Here is a 17,981-nt window from a genome sequence, read left to right on the forward strand (position 1 = left end):
ATGCTTTCTCAGTTGCGAGAGATAGTAGAACACGTAGCGCGCGTAGAAGATGTTCATCAAGCCTTGGAAGTTCTGGTTTCTCAGACATGCCGGGCAATGGATACTGAGTGCTGTTCGGTCTATCTGGCAAATGAAGAAAGCAATCGTTTGGAGTTAATGGCCACCCAAGGGCTCACCTTCAAGGGCGATAAAATTCACATTGGTTTCAATGAAGGTTTGGTTGGGTTGGTAAAGCGCTCAGCTGAACCTCTTAATCTCGCTAATGCTTCAGCTCACCCCAATTTTAAGTACTTCTCTCAACTGGGAGAAGATGTCTACCACAGCTTTCTCGGCACGCCTATTATCTATCGAAAAGAAGTGTTGGGGGTGCTGGTAGTCCAAGAAAAAACGTCTCGTTTGTTCAATGAAATGGAAGAGTCGTTTTTGGTCACACTTGCCGCTCAGCTAGCGGTGATTATTGCTCATGCCAGAACTCAAGGTCACTGGCAGTTAAACCAACATCAGTCGGCAATTGTCGGTGTTCCTGCCTCTTCTGGCGTCGCGATTGGAGAGTTTTGGTGGGATAACACCCAGCCCGAACTTTCTGATATTCATCCAGCCTCAAGTTTAGATACGCAACGTGAACAAGAGTTAATGCTATTGGCCATTGAACAGGCATTGGCAGACTTCAAACGTATGCGTCGTAAACTCGATGGTGAGATCAGTAAAGATACTTTGGCCATATTCGATCTCTTTACCCACTTGCTCAATGACCCAATGTTACGCAAAGACTTACGGACTCAGATTGAGCAAGGGGACCGCGCTGACTGGGCATTGCGACAAGTGGTCGAGTCTTATTCAAATCGATTTGCCAAAATGACTGATGTCTACATGCGTGAACGAGCACAAGACATCAAAGAGCTGGGACAGCGTTTACTATTCTTTTTGCACAACAGCGAAATACAGCATCAAGAGTTTGAAACCCCAATTATCTTGGTGGTGAATGAGTTAACGGCATCGGTATTGGCCTCAATTCCTAAAGAGAAACTGCTTGCCGTGGTATCAATTGGCGGTGCGGCCAACTCCCACGCGGCAATTTTGTCTAGGGCGCTTGGTATACCAGCAGTTATGGGGGTACCGATTACCCCCGCTTTATTGAATGGTAAGTTAGGGGTGGTAGACGGCTATAGTGGGAAGATCCTACCAGAACCCACTAAGACCATACTTAAAGAATACGAAAAGCTGGTTCGTGAGGAGCAAGAACTGGCCACTATGGTCAGTGAACGAATTGATAAACGGGCACAAACGCAAGATGGCGTTGAGATTGAAATACTGCTTAACGCGGGTCTAAGTGCCGATGCCAGTATTGCCATTAACCAAGGTGTAGATGGGGTCGGTCTATACCGAACGGAAATATCTTTTTTATTGCAACATCGCTTTCCTTCAGAAGAAGAGCAAACTCAACAATACCAAGCGGTGATGGAGGCTTACCCAAATAAAACCGTGGTAATGAGGACACTGGATGTTGGTGGTGATAAGGCACTTCCTTATTTACCCATTGAGGAAGAAAATCCGTTTTTGGGTTGGCGAGGAATACGTTTCACCCTTGATCATCCCGACATTTTCTTAATGCAGTTACGAGCTATGATGCGAGCAAGTCTGAAGCATCAGAATTTAAGTATTTTGTTACCTATGGTTTCGGGCGCACAAGAGCTTGATGATGCAATTGCGTTAATAGAGAGAGCGTATCAAGAAATTAAGCTGATAGATCCAAGTTTGGTGAAACCAGAAATAGGGGTCATGATTGAAGTACCTTCAATGTTGTATTTGTTACCCCATTTTGCTGAAAAAATTGATTTTGTTTCAGTGGGGACGAATGACCTGACGCAGTATCTACTCGCTGTGGATCGCAACAATGCGCGAGTCTCCGACGTTTATGAGTCTATGCACCCGTCGGTTATATTGGCGCTTGCCCATATCCAAAAGACGTGTGAATCACACAACTTACCTGTGTGTATATGCGGTGAATTGGCTGGTGACCCAATTGGTGCACTGTTACTGGTGGGCCTTGGGTACCGTACTTTGAGTATGAACACGTCGAATGTGGCTAAGGTCAAATATTTGCTTCGCCATAGTCACTTACAAGATTTAAACCAACTGGCACTGGCTGCTCTATCCCAGCCATATGGCAAAGAAATCTATGCTATGATGCGCGACTTCTTTATCAAAAAAGGATTTGCCGGCTTTATTCGAGCAGGTAAAGCGTAGACTGTGGCAATCGAACTTTTCTTATTGTTGGCGGGGCTTGGAGCCTTAGTTGGTATTTTGGCTGGTATGCTCGGCATCGGTGGCGGCTTGGTTATCGTCCCGAGTTTATTACTTATTCTTCCATACGCAGGTGTTCAGCCAGAGCTTGTAATGTATGTGGCCTTGGCAACCAGTCTTGCCACTATCATTATCACTTCAGCGTCATCCTCACTCAATCACTTCAAGCTCGGTAATGTGAATTTTTTTGTGGTGAAATGGCTAATGCCTGGCGTGATTGTCGGTGCTTATGCTGGGGCGAATATTGCCGAGTGGCTTCCAGCGGAGTGGTTACCGAGTTTGTTTGCAGTCATCATGGTCGGATTGTCTTTGCAAATGCTGCTTTCGATTAAGTCTGCATCAAATAAGCCGCTACCCGTGTACTGGATGATGTCGCTGTACGGAGTCCTCATCGGTATTGTGTCTAGCTTGGCAGGTATCGCTGGCGGTTCGCTTTCCGTTCCATTTTTGAGTAAACATGGTGTAGAGATGAAACGCGCTGTTGGCTCTTCTTCAGTGTGTGGCTTTTTTATTGCTATTTCCGGTATGCTCGGATTCATCATTAACGGTGTCGAACAAACCAATCTTCCCGATTACAGTCTTGGCTATGTGTATATTCCCGCATTGATTGCGATTTCGATGACCTCGATGTTCACAACTCGAATTGGTGCTAAGTTGGCAACAAGCCTTCCTACCGCTCAGCTCAAGAAAATCTTTGCCGTTTTCTTATTTTGCGTCGCTGGAACCATGATTATTAGCCAGTAAACCCGATGGGTTTTCACGCCCATGATTAGCGAGATAGTTTTTTATGTCACAAGGTTATTTAGATTTTCCCAATATAGACCCGGTTTTGTTCTCATTAGGGCCGATATCCGTGCGTTGGTACGGTTTAATGTATCTGGTTGGTTTTGTGTTTGCGCTTTGGCTCGCTAACCGACGTGCCGACCGGAAGAATAGTGGTTGGAACAGAGACCAAGTTTCCGATTTACTGTTTGCGGGTTTTGTTGGCGTGATTGCTGGTGGCCGAATTGGCTACGTACTTTTCTACAATTTTGGCGAATTCATTAATAATCCTTTGTATCTTTTCCAGATCTGGACTGGAGGCATGTCTTTCCACGGTGGATTGTTAGGTGTTATCACCGCGATGTTCTGGTATGCAAAGCGCAATCAGCGCACCTTCTTTTCAGTCGCTGACTTTATCGCTCCACTCGTGCCATTTGGTCTTGGGGTGGGTCGCTTGGGTAACTTTATGAACAGTGAGCTTTGGGGACGTGTCACGGATGTACCTTGGGCGTTCGTATTCCCTAATGGTGGTCCATTGCCTAGACACCCGTCCCAACTCTATGAAATGGTGTTGGAAGGCATCATATTGTTCTTCATTCTGAACTGGTTTATTAAGAAGCCTCGTCCACTGGGCGCTGTATCAGGTTTATTCTTGGCAGGATATGGAACATTTCGATTTATCGTTGAATACTTCCGTGAACCAGACGCGCATCTAGGACTATTTGCCGAGTTTATCTCGATGGGACAAATTCTCTCTTTACCTATGATCATTGTCGGAATCGCCATGGTGGTTTGGGCGTACAAGCGCGGTCTATACCAAGATACGAAACAAGACGCCAAAGCTTAAGGAGTTCACATGAATCAATATTTGCAATTATGTCAGCGCATTGTGGACCAAGGTCATTGGATTGAAAATGAACGCACTGGAAAGCGTTGTTTAACGGTGATTAATGCAGACTTAACTTACGATGTCGAAAACAACCAGTTTCCATTGGTGACGACTCGTAAAAGTTTCTGGAAGGCAGCGGTTGCTGAGTTAATTGGCTATATCCGCGGCTATGACAATGCTGAAGACTTTCGAAAGTTGGGTACAAAAACTTGGGATGCCAATGCAAACGAGAACCTTGCTTGGCTAAACAACCCTCATCGTAAAGGTGACGATGACATGGGGCGAGTCTATGGGGTTCAGGGTAGAGCTTGGTCTAAACCTGATGGCGGACACATCGATCAGTTGCGCAAGATTGTTGATGATTTAAGCCGAGGTGTTGATGACCGCGGTGAGATTTTGAGCTTTTACAATCCGGGCGAATTTCATATGGGATGTTTAAGGCCCTGTATGTATAGTCATCACTTTTCGCTACTGGGAGATACCTTGTATTTGAACAGTACGCAGCGATCGTGTGATGTTCCCCTTGGTTTGAATTTCAATATGGTGCAAGTTTATGTTTTCTTGGCGTTAATGGCTCAGATTACCGGCAAGAAACCAGGACAGGCGTATCACAAGATAGTGAATGCTCACATTTATGAAGACCAGCTGGAGTTGATGCGAGATGTTCAATTGAAACGAACGCCGTTCCCGGCGCCAACATTTAGTATTAATCCAGATATCAAAACGCTTCAAGATTTGGAAACTTGGGTCACGTTAGACGACTTTGAAGTCAACGGTTATCAGTTTCATGACCCGATTCAATATCCATTTTCGGTGTAATAAAAAACGCGCTTCGGCGCGTTTTTTATTACGTTCTGGTATTAGTTTACTGAATTTGCTCAAATGAACCACTTTGGATTGTATCTGCGTCATAGATAGAGCTAGCGAAAAACGCACCACTTTGCTCACTATTAAACACCAAATAAAAGCTACCTTGACTCATCACAGAATCGTGTACCGAGATAATCGCCTGCTTGTCATTATGACGATAGGTATAGGTACCTTCTGAATCCACCACATGGCGACCGTCACCAATCACATGATACTTTTTCGCCAGATAATCAAAGCTAACTGTGAACTCCCCTTGGCGCGCGAAGGCACCTGTGGCTGATTCAACAGTCATTCTAAACGTTTTACCTCTTATTGTTGAAGGAGGTGCTACAAGTCGAAAACCATTATCGATAGCTTCAATCGTATTAGTCTCTTTATCTTGCGTGACATAGGTATCTTCAGATTTCTCATTCGCTAGCTGTTCAACGGCTCGCGATTCAGAAAGACTGATATGCAGAGTGTACCCAGTAAACAAAACAGCGTAGAGAATCACTAAAGTAATTAAAATTCGATTCATTTAGTCACTCAATTCAATTTGGTAGAAATATAACTTAGGTAGATTTGAGTATTGTGGCATAAGGGTGGTTGTGATTATTGAAAAAAATCAAAGAATAGAGTGAGTTGGTTAATTAGAACGAAAAAGACCGCGCAGATGCGCGGCCTTGAAATAGGTTTGCTTTAATCCAGTAGTTGCTAGATTAAGTGGTCATGTAAAGAATAGACCCTGGCATGATGATGAAGATTAGTAGTAGGTAACCTATTACCGTACCTTTGTTTTTCACTGCCATATCGGAGATTAAGTCGGCACCCTTAACTGGTAGTTCACGTAGGAATGGAATACCAAAGATAAACGCTGTCGCCATCACATTAAACACTAAGTGAACCAGCGCAATCTGTAAGGCGAATACTGCAAACTCACCAGATACTGCGGTTGCTGCCAATAGCGCAGTGATACAAGTACCGATGTTAGCACCCAATGTGAATGGATAAATATCACGAACCTTTAGCACACCTGAGCCAACTAGTGGAACCATCAAGCTAGTCGTAGTTGACGATGATTGAACAAGGATCGTCACAATTGAGCCTGAGAAAATACCGTGTAGCGGTCCACGACCAATTGCATTTTTCAAGATTTCACGAGCACGACCAACCATCAATTTCTTCATCAGCTTACCCATTACAGTGATAGCCACAAAGATAGTTGCGATACCTAGAACAATCAGAGCTACACCGCCCATAGTGTCACCGAGCGTTGACAAAGGTTCTTTGACTGCACTTACCACGGGTTTAGTGATTGGCTTGATAAAGTTGAGGCCTTTAATGCTCATGTCACCAGTTGCAAGGAAAGGAGACACTAACCAATGAGAGATCTTTTCAAGAATGCCAAACATCATTTCCAATGGTAGGAAAATGACAACGGCAAGTAAGTTGAAAAAGTCGTGAATGGTCGCGCTAGCAAAAGCTCGTTTGAACTCTTCTTTACAACGAACGTGGCCCAAACTCACTAGTGTATTGGTTACTGTTGTGCCGATGTTGGCACCCATAACCATAGGAATTGCAGTTTCGACCGGAAGACCGCCAGCTACCAAGCCAACGATAATTGAAGTTACGGTACTGGATGATTGAATTAACGCCGTGGCGGTTAAACCAATCATTAGGCCGGCAATAGGGTGCGCGGCGAACTCAAACAGAACTTTGGCTTGATCACCTGTCGCCCATTTAAAACCACTACCTACCATAGAGACAGCAAGAAGTAGCAAATACAACATGAACGCCAAGTTAATCCAGCGCAGCATTCGACTTCTATTTGAGGTCGTTACTGCTGAAGTAGCGGCTTGGTTCATCATAGTTTTTCTCCGTTGACCCGAACAGCATATATAGGGGGTCGATTGTTGAAACTGAGGGCGATGTTAGAGAGGAAATATTTCACTAATATTACAGTTGTGTGTAATTGACTGTAATATTAGTGACATTGCCAAATTGGACTTGATATTGATTCTCAATAAGAGGTTAAGCTTTTGATTTTAAATGCTTAATTTCAATATTTTTAGCCAAGTAGATTCTGTGCGTTGTATCGAAAAATTGTCGATTTTTTTCGTTTCAAGTGAAGTAATGTCACATTCAAAAGTGAAATATTACACCTATGAAACTCGATTGATTTTGTGTTTTTTGTGGTTTATATTCGGAATTTCCGAAGTGTTGTGCAGTTCTAGGCTATTGGTATGTCACATCTAAACTACAACCACCTTTATTATTTTTGGATGATTTGCAAACAAGGTTCGGTGACTAAAGCTGCTGATGCGCTTTTTTTAACACCACAAACCGTGACCGGACAGATTCGTGCACTAGAAGAGAGGTTGGAGGGGAAGCTGACTAAGCGCAATGGTCGCAGTATCGAACCAACTGAGCTAGGCCAGTTGGTATTCAAATATGCGGACCGAATGTTTGGCCTCAGTTACGAAATGCTGGATATCGTGAATTACAGCCAGCGCTCCAATATTTTGTTCGATGTGGGAGTTGCCGATGCGCTATCAAAACGTTTGGTGAGCAAAATTCTGCTGACAACGGTGCCTGACGATAACAGTATCCACTTGCGATGTTTTGAATCGACTCACGAAATGCTGCTCGAACGACTGGCTCAGCATAAGCTGGACATGATTTTGTCTGATTGCCCAGTAGATTCAAGTCAAAGCCCGGGTTTGTACAGTAAAAAGCTGGGTGAGAGTGGTATGAGCTTCTACAGTTCAGGCGTGATTGAAAACTTCAATTTCCCTGAGATCCTTGAGAAGCGAAAGTTGTTAATTCCCGGTAGCCGAACCTCCATGGGAAGAAAAGTGTTTCAGTGGTTTGATGAGCAGGGTATCAAACCCAACATATTAGGCGAGTTTGATGATGTCGCGCTAATGAAAGCTTTTGCTCGCTATCACGATGATGTGATTTTTTTAGCGCCTTCTATGTATATCACCGAAGCTCCCGAAGATCGCCCATTACAATTGCTGGGTGAAGTTGAAGCGCTCAAAGAAGAGTACTACGTCATTTTTGCTGAGAGAATGATCCAGCACCCTGCGGTAAAAAATGTATGCGATGCAAACTTTAGAAGTTTATTTTCGAACTATTAAGTAGAACTGACCACAAAGCGATTACTTAGCACATTTTTATCTTTATAATGTATAGGATTGTTTAGTAAGCGTTAATCGTTGTGAAACTGAAGTGTTTTCACTGTGTTTTACTATGATTACAGTAATGAGGTATGCGCTGATGAATTTACAGGATATGGAGAAAAACTCTGCTCAAGCCGTTGTGTTGCTAAAAGCGATGGCTAATGAAAGACGACTTCAGATACTGTGCATACTTCACGGTAAAGAACTGTCTGTCGGTGAACTGGGTAAGCAGCTTGGTTTGAGTCAATCGGCATTATCCCAACACCTCGCTTGGTTGAGACGCGATGGGCTGGTACATACGAGAAAAGAAGCACAAACTGTTTACTACACATTGAGTAGTGAAGAAGTACAGCAAATGATCAAGCTGCTGTATTCCATGTATTGCGAGAGCTAAATCGGCTAAACGCCGTTTTTCAGATATAAAAAAACCGGCCTGAGCCGGTTTTTCTTTTCTCATGAAATCAGAGTCTATTAAAGAGCTTTGATTTGTGCAGAGAAACGAGACTTATGACGCGCTGCTTTATTCTTGTGAATAAGGCCTTTAGTTGCCATACGGTCTAGTAGTGGTGTAACTGCAGCAAACGCAGCAGTTGCAGCTTCTTTGTCGCCAGCTTCGATAGCAGCAACAGTTTTCTTCATGTAAGTGCGCATCATAGAACGACGGCTAGCGTTGTGCTGACGACGTTTTTCAGCTTGGATAGCGCGCTTCTTAGCAGATTTACTATTTGCCAAGGGTCTAACTCCCAAAAACTTTAGTTCGGTGACAATTTAAGGGCGAGGAATATCCCTCATTTGAGCCCCAATGTCAAATGGTTTGTGCAAAAACTCATCTAAACCAAACTTAGTTTGGATTGAATTTGTCTTCACGGTTAAGATGGCGGGGATTCTAACAGTATTTTTTTTGCATTGCTAATACTTATACTCGTTGTCGACGCTTTATCCTCGTTAATCTTACCGTTTTCTTTAAGTTTGATGACGTTAGCGTTGAATGTGACACTATATTGTAGCTTTGCGTTTACTCAGAGGTTGGTGTGAGCCGTCGATTATTAAAATCGGGGATGATTGTCAGTAGCATGACGCTAGTTTCCCGAGTCTTAGGGTTAGTCCGCGATATTGTGGTAGCAAATTTGATGGGTGCAGGCGCTAATGCGGATGTCTTTTTCTTTGCCAACAAAATTCCCAATTTTCTGCGCAGATTATTTGCTGAAGGGGCTTTTTCTCAAGCCTTTGTACCTGTACTAACAGAAGTCCAAGCTGAAAATGATCCGAACAAAACGCGAGATTTGATTGCCAAGACCTCGGGCACACTTGGTGTTATTGTGAGTATTGTTACCTTACTCGGTGTGATTGGATCGGGTGTTGTCACTGCGATGTTTGGCTTTGGTTGGTTTTTAGATTGGCTAAATGATGGACCTTCCTCTTCCAAGTTTGAGCTTGCGAGCTTCCTTCTCAAAATCACATTTCCTTATCTCTGGTTTATTACTTTTGTCGCTCTTTCTGGTGCAGTACTTAACACGTTAGGACAATTTGCCGTCTCTTCGTTCACACCCGTGTTTCTCAACGTGATGATCATACTGTCGGCGTCTTTGATTGCTCCAAACTTATCTCAACCAGAAATAGGGCTTGCCATAGGGGTGTTCTTAGGCGGGCTGGTTCAGTTCTTATTTCAACTGCCATTTCTCTATAAAGCCGGGGTGTTAGTCAGACCTAAATGGGGCTGGAAAGATCCGGGCGTTGTTAAAATTCGAACTTTAATGATTCCTGCCTTATTCGGCGTATCTGTTAGTCAAATCAACTTATTGTTGGATACCTTTATCGCCAGTTTTTTACAAACCGGCTCGATAAGTTGGCTGTATTACTCCGATAGACTTTTGGAGTTTCCTTTAGGGCTTTTTGGTATCGCCATTGCCACGGTTATTCTACCAGCGTTGTCTAGAAAACATGTTGATTCTCAACCTGAGGCCTTTGCTCAGACTATGGATTGGGGCGTCAAAATGGTGTTGGTGTTAGGGATACCCGCCATGTTGGGATTGATCGTGTTGGCTGAACCTATGTTAATGGTGCTGTTTATGCGTGGCGAGTTTTCACCAGCAGATGTACAAGCGGCGGGATTATCTCTAATTGCTTATGCGGCTGGCTTGGTCAATTTTATGCTTATTAAAGTTTTGGCTCCCGGTTATTACTCGCGACAAGACACAAAAACCCCCGTTAAGTATGGAATTATTGCCATGGTCTCCAATATGATGTTTAACGGGATCTTTGCCTGGTTTTACGGCTACGTGGGATTGGCTATCGCTACCGCTTTGTCGGCATTCGTTAATATGGCATTGCTTTATAGAGGCTTACACCTTGCTGAGGTTTACCAGCTTTCGCGTTCAACCATTGGTTTTGCATTAAAGGTTATGCTTTCAGGCGTCGCGATGGCGACAGTGATAACGTGGCAAATACCCGATTTTAATGCGTGGTTAGAAAAGGACTTGTTAGAACGAAGTGCTTGGCTATTTGGAATGATCGCATTAGGGGGGATCTCATATTTGGCGAGCTTATTGGTGACGGGTATTCGTGTTAAAGATTTCAAGGCAGTGTGATAAATCGCCCATGGCTATTCAGTTTGTTATGACTAAAGATGAATCGGCTGTGGAGTAATGCTGAAGTCGCCTTTCATCTTAGGTTGACTTGGGTATAATTCCTGACCTTAACGTTTGCTAATCGCAATGTTGTCTTAAATCTCAGAAGTGTATTCAAAACTATGGAATTAGTCCGAGGCATCCACAATCTCAAAGCGCATCATCAAGGATGCGTGTTAACCATCGGCAATTTCGACGGTGTTCACTTGGGGCACCAGAACGTTCTTGAAAAGCTTCTGATTCAGGCCAAATCCATGAACCTACCTGCGGTAGTGATGATTTTTGAGCCTCAACCTCTTGAGTTGTTTGCTGGCGAAAATGCACCAGCTCGTCTCACTCGCTTACGAGATAAGTATCAGTATTTACGTAACCTGGGTATCGATCGCTTGGTCTGTGTCAACTTCAACAAAAGCTTTGCCAGTTTGGAAGCGAAGACCTTTATTGAGTCTCTGTTAGTCGAAAAGCTAGATGTAAAATATCTAGTGGTAGGCGACGACTTTTGTTTTGGTAAAAAGCGCTTGGGTAACTTTTCTATGTTGCAACAAGCCGGCGAACAGTTTGGTTTTGATGTTGTCAGTACTGAAAGTTTTTGTGTAGAAAAACACCGAGTAAGCAGTACCGCGATACGACAAGCCTTAGCCACGGATGATTTGTCCAGTGCAAAACGCATGTTGGGGCGCCCTTATAGCATAACTGGACGAGTCTCTCATGGTCGAAAGCTAGGGCGTACCATAGGATTTCCTACCGCAAATCTGCCTTTAAAGCGTTGTGTTTCTCCAGTTTCTGGAGTTTATGTAGTGGAGGTCCTTGGTTTAGGGAATACACCAGCTGGTGGCGTGGCCAATATCGGCAACCGGCCCACGGTTAACGGCGTCAGACAGCAACTGGAAGTGCATTTGTTTGATTTTGTCGGCAATCTCTACGGCAAGCAGCTGGAAGTAAGGCTGCTTGAAAAACTGAGAGATGAAAAAAAGTTTGAGTCTTTTGATGCTCTAAAAACTCAGATAGACCGCGATGCTACCGAAGCCCGTGAATACCTAGCCAATAGATGCTAGAGAGTTAACGGATAGCGAATAAGAATAATCTAAATTAGAGGTTTTAATGTCAGTCCCTTCTATTAAACAAAGCGGTGTACGTTGGCTGTGGTTAGCGATTGTGGTGTTCTTAGCGGATATTGCAATTAAACATCTAGTGGTTGCCAACATGGGCTACGGCTGGGAACATCGCATTGAAGTCACTTCGTTTTTCAATTTGCTGTACGTGCATAATTACGGAGCCGCATTCAGTTTTTTGAGTGATCAATCTGGTTGGCAACGTTGGTTTTTTGTCTCAATCGCCGTGGCGGTATGTGGCACACTTATCTATTGGATGAGTAAATTGCCTTACACTGAGAAATGGAACAATCTAGCCTATGCTCTGATTATTGGCGGGGCAATCGGCAACAATATGTATGACAGATTGTTGTATGGCTACGTGGTCGACTATTTGGATTTTTATTGGGGTGATTACCATTGGCCAGCCTTTAACCTCGCTGATGCGGCTATAGTGATTGGCGCCGCTATGATCATTCTCGATGGGTTCAGAAGTCAAAAAAAAAGCTAGTCACTGATAAATAACCACAAGCGTCGTCCGTTGATCGAGATGGCGCTTTTTAGTATATGAATAGTCGTGTCGCGAGTTTCTCGCGTTCAAACCGCGTTAACTTAAAACAAAACGATAATCGTCGCTTCAACAAAGGAATTACTCGTGACTGTAATCAGCAATAACTCTGCCGTAACGTTACACTTCACTATTAAGCTCTCCGATGGTTCGGTAGCAGACAGTACTGAAAATATGGGCAAACCCGCTAAGTTCGTAATGGGTGATGGTAGCCTTAGCGAAAATTTCGAAAAATGTTTGTTGGGTTTAACCGCGGGTGAATCACGAGCGATCGAATTAAAAGCGGAAGATGCGTTTGGATTGCCGAACCCAGACAACATTCATCATATGGATCGCACCCGTTTTATGGGACAAGACAATGTTGAAGTTGGAACGATCATGTCATTCAGTGGGCAGGGCGGTATGGAAATTCCAGGTATCATTACCGATATAGCCGGAGATTCCGTGACCGTTGATTTTAACCACCCACTAGCCGGTCAAGATGTCACTTTTGATGTGCAAATCTTGTCAGTAGAATAACGATAAAACACGATTACAATCATGAGCAATGAGATGAAAATTCTAATGGCAAACCCCAGAGGGTTTTGCGCTGGTGTGGATCGAGCGATCAGCATCGTTGAGCGAGCGCTTGAAATGTACCAGCCGCCTATCTACGTTCGACATGAAGTGGTTCACAATCGCTTTGTTGTTGAAGGTTTAAAGCAGCGCGGTGCGATCTTTGTTGAAGAACTCAATGAAGTGCCCGATGACAACATCGTGATTTTTTCCGCTCATGGCGTATCTCAAGCTGTCCGTCAGGAAGCCAAAGCACGTGATCTAACCGTGTTTGATGCAACTTGTCCTTTGGTGACCAAAGTACATATGGAAGTGGCCAGAGCGAGCCGCAGAAACATGGAAGTTGTTTTGATCGGCCATGCCGGACACCCAGAAGTAGAAGGTACCATGGGTCAGTATGCTAGCGAGACTGGTGGTATGTATTTGGTTGAAACACCAAGTGATGTTGAAGGTCTAAAAAGCATTGTTAAAGACACCTCTCACTTACACTATGTCAGTCAAACCACATTATCTGTCGATGAAACGGCGGATGTGATTGAAGAGCTGCGCCGAGTGTTTCCTGATATTCAAGGACCTCGCAAGGACGACATCTGCTACGCGACTCAGAACCGTCAAGATGCGGTTAGAGAGCTCGCGACCATGGTTGATGTTATGGTTGTGGTAGGTTCAAAAAATTCATCTAACTCTACGCGCCTGAAAGAGCTGGCTGAAAAGTTGGGCACACCAGGCCATTTAATCGACTGCCCTGAAGACATTGTTTCAGACTGGTTTACCGACAAAAAGCTCGTTGGCGTGACGGCTGGTGCATCCGCTCCTGAAGAGTTGGTGAATCAGATCGTGGATCGCATCAAAGAGTTAGGCGCGACTTCTGTTGAGAATGTGTTGGGTCGAGAAGAAAACATGTTTTTTGAAGTCCCGAAAGAGCTGCAGATAAAGCAAGTTGAGTAGGGCGTGTAGACCTTTCGAGGTTAAATTTTGTTCGAGATAAAAGCGTTTTAATCGCGGCGAGAGGTTTGTAGCTTAGTATTCTAAGCAAAACACCTCTCAACAAAGAGTAAAACGCTTTTAGTCGAACCCTGCGGGCAGCGTTTGTGGCTCCTTTCTACAGCGTTATCGGCTTATTGAGTAGAAACACTACACTTCAAAGCCTCTGTCTTGTATAAAAAATCCACAAACTGCTGCAAAAATTAGCTCGAAAGGTCAACACGTCCTAATTGTTCTAAAGCCGACAAATGTCGGCTTTTTTGATCTTAAACGCGGTCAGGCTCAATATTTTGTGGCTTTTTAAAGCAAGTACATAGCGAACTTTTGTTTGATGTTGCATAGTGAGATTGCTTAGGTATGAGTAACTAATTGATTGGAATAAATAATGCGTAGTTTCTTGCTAATGGTTGTTGTGTTCACTTTATCGGGCTGTGTCGCTTCAGTGGAGGACCTCGCTGAAGAGGGCAACTGGTATCAAATTGGCTATCAAGATGGAGTAGCAGGGCATCGACAGCGCTCTCAACGAGATTTAGCTGAACTGGGTAAGCCAAGAGTTCATGATTACGATGAAGGTTATCTGGTCGGTATTGATGAATTCTGTAACCCCAATTTTGCTTATCAAATAGGGGTATCGGGACAGTACTATGAAGGCGTATGTGAGAATACACCGGATGGTCAACGTTTCCGCATGGAATGGCAACGTGGCTGGGACGAGTACAAGAACCAGTAAGTATCTCTACAGCAAATTGTTTAATTTTAAGGCCTCTACTCAGAGGCCTTTGTCGTTAGACAACTTTAGGGTATAAAACACCAAGCGGAACACTTCTACTCGCGCCGGTAACTTCAGGTAGATTACTCGGCATATTATGCACAAATCGTTCTGCTAACCATGCAAAGGCGAGGGCTTCCATGTAATCGGTATTGATGCCTTTTTCTGAGGTAGGAGCAACATGCCAATCCGGAAGCTTATCTTGTAGCCCTTTCATCAACATAGCGTTGTGAACGCCGCCACCACATACCAGTAGCTCTGGTTTAGAGCCTTGCTTATAGCGTGTAACTTGATCGGTAATGGTGATGATGGTGAGTTCATTGAGTGTTCGCAAAACATCAACTGCGCTATATTCTGGCCTTATAAATTGAGCCAACCATTGTTGGTTGAACAATTCTCTTCCCGTACTCTTTGGATACGCTTTGGCAAAGTAACTATCGTTTAACATGGCATCCAACATTTTAGGGATAATATTCCCTTGAGATGCCAGTTTGCCATTCGAGTCGTATTTTTGGTCAAACTGCTCTGCTACCCAAATATCCATCAAGGTATTACCCGGTCCAGTATCGTAACCAATAACAGGTGAATCCAAGCTCAATACCGAAATATTAGCGATACCACCGATGTTTAATACCACAACACTGGAGTCTTGAGGTGCAAAAATGGTGTTGTGAAAAGCAGGTACTAAGGGAGCACCTTGCCCACCTAACGCCACGTCTTTGCGTCTAAAATCGGCAATAGTATCAATGCCCGTTCGTGCAGCAATGATATTGGCATCACCAATTTGCATGGTAAAGGGATTGGGTTGTTCAGGACTGTGAAAGACGGTTTGACCATGGTTGCCAATGGCTCGTATATCTGACGGTGCAAGATTTTGTTTCGCCAAAAATGCGTTAATAGCATTCGCATACAAGTGCCCGAGTAAATGATCAAGTTCGCCGACTTCTGCAAGGCTGGTGGGTTGACCTAAGCAAATAGCCTGAAGGCGATCTTTGAGCGCGAAGGGCATTGGGTGTGCGTAAAACTCGAGTAGTTTGGGATAGTGGTGAGTAAACTCTACTAACGCACAGTCGACGCCATCCATACTAGTACCAGACATTACTCCAATATACAGCTCTCGCATCGGTCATCCCCTCAGATATTTGGATATTCATTGTATTTAATATCAAATGCCCCTAACCTCGACCAGCAAGTAGGTTTAGTTTTGGAGAGTAGGGCACATGGGACCACTTTGGGTTGATGTTCAAGGGTATGAGTTAGACGCAGAAGACAGAGAGATTTTGCAGCACCCAACAGTTGGTGGGTTGATCTTATTTGCGCGTAACTTCCATGATTCTATGCAGTTACGCGAGTTGACTCGAACTATTCGCAGCGCGGCAAAGCGCCCCATTTTGATTGGTGTTGACCAAGAGGGGGGTAGAGTGCAGCGCTTTAGACAAGAGTTTAGCTTACTGCCTCCTGCTAAGCACTATCTCAATGCCAAGCAGCCAGAATTCGCCGCTAAGCAGGGGGGCTGGCTGATGGCTTCGGAACTGCTCGCACATGGTATTGACTTGAGCTTTGCTCCCGTTCTGGATGTTGGACACCAAAGTAAAGCCATCGGCGACCGCGCTTTTTCTGATCAAGTTGATCAGGTTTACCAACAAGCGAAAGCCTTTATTCACGGTATGAAAGCTGCTGGAATGAAAGTGACGGGAAAACATTTTCCCGGTCATGGCGCAGTAGAAGCCGACTCTCACCTCGAAACCCCTATCGACCCAAGAGACGAGGTTCATAGTAAAGACATATCAGTGTTTAAGAGATTGATCGATGACAATTTGTTAGATGCCATGATGCCAGCGCACATTATCTATTCTCATTACGACGACCAACCTGCCAGCGGCTCTAAATACTGGTTACAGTCGGTACTAAGAGAGCAATTAGGTTTCGATGGATTGGTTTTCTCAGACGATCTAAGTATGGAGGGCGCCAGCGTAATGGGCGGAGCGGCAGAACGGGCCCAACAAGCATTAGAAGCCGGCTGCGATATGTTACTCATGTGCAATAAGCGTGCATCTCAGGTTCAAGTACTCGATAACTTGCCTATTACTGTCTGTCAAAAGGCAAGTTTGATGCAAGCAGGTCAGCACTACGATTGGAAAACACTTCGCGCATCAACTCGTTGGTCAGAGGCAAAATCCGAGTTAGATAAAATTCTCAACATGTAAAAATAATTTTACATATGTGTTTTTTATAATTTACGGTTGACTGTTTTTTGGCTTTTGATAAATTGAATCTAAAGGTTTCTTATTTTGTAAAATATTTTGTACGGGTTGGTCGCCATGAAAAAAAGTGAACTGAGTAATGTCAACATTAGTGAAGAGCAGGTTCTGATAACTCCGGAAGAACTAAAAGCCAAACTACCGCTGAGTGAAAAAGCACGCAGAAGTATTCAAGAGTCTCGCCAGACTATTGCCAATATCATTCATAAAAAGGATCACCGCCTTTTGGTGGTGTGTGGTCCTTGTTCAATTCACGATGTCGATGCTGCAAAAGAGTACGCTAGAAAGCTAAAAGCGTTATCGGCCGAGCTATCGGATCAACTGTACATCGTGATGCGTGTTTACTTTGAAAAGCCAAGAACAACGGTAGGCTGGAAAGGTTTGATTAATGATCCAAATCTGGATGGTTCGTTTGATATTGAACACGGGTTACATGTAGGGCGCCAGTTGCTAACGGATCTGGCCGAGATGGACATCCCACTTGCGACAGAAGCGTTAGACCCAATTAGCCCACAATATTTAGCGGATACATTTAGCTGGGCTGCGATTGGTGCTCGTACAACCGAATCGCAAACCCACCGCGAGATGGCCAGTGGTTTGTCTATGCCAATTGGCTTCAAAAATGGTACTGATGGCAGTCTCGCAACGGCAATCAATGCTATGCAGGCTGCAGCCTCTGGTCACCGTTTCATGGGTATTAACCGCGAAGGTCAAGTTGCGTTACTTACCACGCAAGGCAACCCAGATGGCCATGTCATTTTACGTGGCGGTAAGCAGACGAATTATGATTCAGTGTCAGTGACCGAATGTGAACAAGAAATGGACAAGGCGGGATTGGAAGCTTCGCTAATGGTCGACTGCAGTCACGCTAACTCTCGCAAAGACTTCCGCAGACAGCCTTTAGTTGCAGAAGATGTGATCCATCAAATTCGTGAAGGCAATCGCTCGATCACCGGATTGATGATTGAGAGTCATATCAATGAAGGTAATCAGTCCTCGGATTTGTCTCCTTCAGAAATGAAGTATGGTGTATCTATCACTGATGCGTGTATCAGTTGGGAAAGCACTGAGACGCTACTGCGTCATGCGCACAAAGAACTGGTTCCTTTTCTAGAGAACAGAATTAAGTAGTTGAGGTAA

Annotated in this window: 18 protein-coding genes; 14 read left to right on the forward strand and 4 right to left on the reverse strand. The window is 44.2% G+C overall.

The genetic code is table 11. The features are described 5' to 3' along the window. From ptsP to ACXAFJ_RS01825, 4 genes are read left to right on the forward strand one after another with little or no spacing between them, the layout of a single operon-like run. Positions 1 to 2,247, forward strand: coding sequence for a phosphoenolpyruvate--protein phosphotransferase (ptsP, locus tag ACXAFJ_RS01810; protein ID WP_475321016.1), 2,247 nt, complete (start codon positions 1 to 3; stop codon positions 2,245 to 2,247). 3 nt (positions 2,248 to 2,250) lie between these two features. After that, positions 2,251 to 3,048, forward strand: a complete 798-nt coding sequence (locus tag ACXAFJ_RS01815) for a sulfite exporter TauE/SafE family protein (RefSeq protein ID WP_475321017.1) — start codon at positions 2,251 to 2,253, stop codon at positions 3,046 to 3,048. Positions 3,049 to 3,091: 43 nt separating this feature from the next. Beyond that, positions 3,092 to 3,913: a prolipoprotein diacylglyceryl transferase gene (lgt, locus tag ACXAFJ_RS01820; protein ID WP_475321018.1), complete on the forward strand. Its 822-nt coding sequence runs from the start codon at positions 3,092 to 3,094 to the stop codon at positions 3,911 to 3,913. A gap of 9 nt (positions 3,914 to 3,922) precedes the next feature. Then, entirely contained in the window at positions 3,923 to 4,774 is an 852-nt protein-coding gene (locus ACXAFJ_RS01825) for a thymidylate synthase (RefSeq protein ID WP_475321019.1), read from the forward strand. Positions 4,775 to 4,820: 46 nt separating this feature from the next. On the opposite strand, the gene ACXAFJ_RS01830 is transcribed toward ACXAFJ_RS01825, so the two are convergent. Both ACXAFJ_RS01830 and ACXAFJ_RS01835 read right to left on the reverse strand, forming a co-directional pair. After that, on the reverse strand, positions 4,821 to 5,342 hold the full coding sequence (locus tag ACXAFJ_RS01830) for a hypothetical protein (protein WP_475321021.1): 522 nt from the start codon (positions 5,340 to 5,342) through the stop codon (positions 4,821 to 4,823). A 181-nt stretch (positions 5,343 to 5,523) separates the two neighbouring features. Beyond that, positions 5,524 to 6,669 (reverse strand): Na/Pi symporter, encoded by a 1,146-nt coding sequence (locus tag ACXAFJ_RS01835; protein ID WP_475324038.1) that lies wholly within the window; start codon positions 6,667 to 6,669, stop codon positions 5,524 to 5,526. Between the two features lie 378 nt (positions 6,670 to 7,047). Here ACXAFJ_RS01835 and nhaR point away from each other — a divergent pair, with 378 nt between their 5' ends. Both nhaR and ACXAFJ_RS01845 read left to right on the forward strand, forming a co-directional pair. Next, complete coding sequence (gene nhaR / locus ACXAFJ_RS01840) at positions 7,048 to 7,944, forward strand: transcriptional activator NhaR (protein WP_475321022.1); 897 nt, start codon at positions 7,048 to 7,050, stop codon at positions 7,942 to 7,944. Between the two features lie 139 nt (positions 7,945 to 8,083). Then, positions 8,084 to 8,380 carry an ArsR/SmtB family transcription factor gene (locus ACXAFJ_RS01845; RefSeq protein WP_475321023.1) on the forward strand — a complete coding sequence of 99 codons (297 nt, stop codon included), beginning with the start codon at positions 8,084 to 8,086 and terminating at the stop codon, positions 8,378 to 8,380. Between the two features lie 77 nt (positions 8,381 to 8,457). Here ACXAFJ_RS01845 and rpsT read toward each other — a convergent pair whose 3' ends face one another. Then, positions 8,458 to 8,718, reverse strand: a complete 261-nt coding sequence (gene rpsT, locus ACXAFJ_RS01850) for a 30S ribosomal protein S20 (RefSeq protein ID WP_475321024.1) — start codon at positions 8,716 to 8,718, stop codon at positions 8,458 to 8,460. Positions 8,719 to 9,017: 299 nt separating this feature from the next. On the opposite strand from rpsT, the gene murJ reads away from it, so the two are divergent. The 6 genes from murJ to ACXAFJ_RS01880 all read left to right on the forward strand — a co-directional run bounded on the left by murJ (position 9,018) and on the right by ACXAFJ_RS01880 (position 14,541). Further along, positions 9,018 to 10,574: a murein biosynthesis integral membrane protein MurJ gene (gene murJ / locus ACXAFJ_RS01855; protein WP_475321026.1), complete on the forward strand. Its 1,557-nt coding sequence runs from the start codon at positions 9,018 to 9,020 to the stop codon at positions 10,572 to 10,574. 161 nt (positions 10,575 to 10,735) lie between these two features. Next, on the forward strand, positions 10,736 to 11,668 hold the full coding sequence (gene ribF, locus ACXAFJ_RS01860) for a bifunctional riboflavin kinase/FAD synthetase (protein ID WP_475321027.1): 933 nt from the start codon (positions 10,736 to 10,738) through the stop codon (positions 11,666 to 11,668). Positions 11,669 to 11,714: 46 nt separating this feature from the next. Further along, on the forward strand, positions 11,715 to 12,215 hold the full coding sequence (gene lspA / locus ACXAFJ_RS01865; protein WP_475321028.1) for a signal peptidase II: 501 nt from the start codon (positions 11,715 to 11,717) through the stop codon (positions 12,213 to 12,215). 144 nt (positions 12,216 to 12,359) lie between these two features. After that, on the forward strand, positions 12,360 to 12,791 hold the full coding sequence (gene fkpB, locus ACXAFJ_RS01870; protein ID WP_475321030.1) for an FKBP-type peptidyl-prolyl cis-trans isomerase: 432 nt from the start codon (positions 12,360 to 12,362) through the stop codon (positions 12,789 to 12,791). 21 nt (positions 12,792 to 12,812) lie between these two features. After that, on the forward strand, positions 12,813 to 13,775 hold the full coding sequence (gene ispH, locus ACXAFJ_RS01875; RefSeq protein ID WP_475321031.1) for a 4-hydroxy-3-methylbut-2-enyl diphosphate reductase: 963 nt from the start codon (positions 12,813 to 12,815) through the stop codon (positions 13,773 to 13,775). 421 nt (positions 13,776 to 14,196) lie between these two features. Beyond that, the gene (locus ACXAFJ_RS01880; protein ID WP_475321032.1) at positions 14,197 to 14,541 is read left to right on the forward strand and encodes a DUF2799 domain-containing protein; all 345 of its coding nucleotides are present in this window, start codon (positions 14,197 to 14,199) and stop codon (positions 14,539 to 14,541) included. A 55-nt stretch (positions 14,542 to 14,596) separates the two neighbouring features. On the opposite strand, the gene ACXAFJ_RS01885 is transcribed toward ACXAFJ_RS01880, so the two are convergent. Next, a complete protein-coding gene (locus ACXAFJ_RS01885; RefSeq protein WP_475321034.1) occupies positions 14,597 to 15,703 on the reverse strand; it encodes an anhydro-N-acetylmuramic acid kinase in 1,107 nt (368 codons plus the stop codon). A 97-nt stretch (positions 15,704 to 15,800) separates the two neighbouring features. On the opposite strand from ACXAFJ_RS01885, the gene nagZ reads away from it, so the two are divergent. Beyond that, on the forward strand, positions 15,801 to 16,787 hold the full coding sequence (nagZ, locus tag ACXAFJ_RS01890) for a beta-N-acetylhexosaminidase (RefSeq protein WP_475321035.1): 987 nt from the start codon (positions 15,801 to 15,803) through the stop codon (positions 16,785 to 16,787). A 114-nt stretch (positions 16,788 to 16,901) separates the two neighbouring features. Further along, entirely contained in the window at positions 16,902 to 17,972 is a 1,071-nt protein-coding gene (locus tag ACXAFJ_RS01895) for a 3-deoxy-7-phosphoheptulonate synthase (protein ID WP_475321036.1), read from the forward strand. Positions 17,973 to 17,981: the final 9 nt, after the last annotated feature.

The sequence above is a fragment of the Vibrio sp. ABH4_348 genome (genome assembly GCF_056159765.1).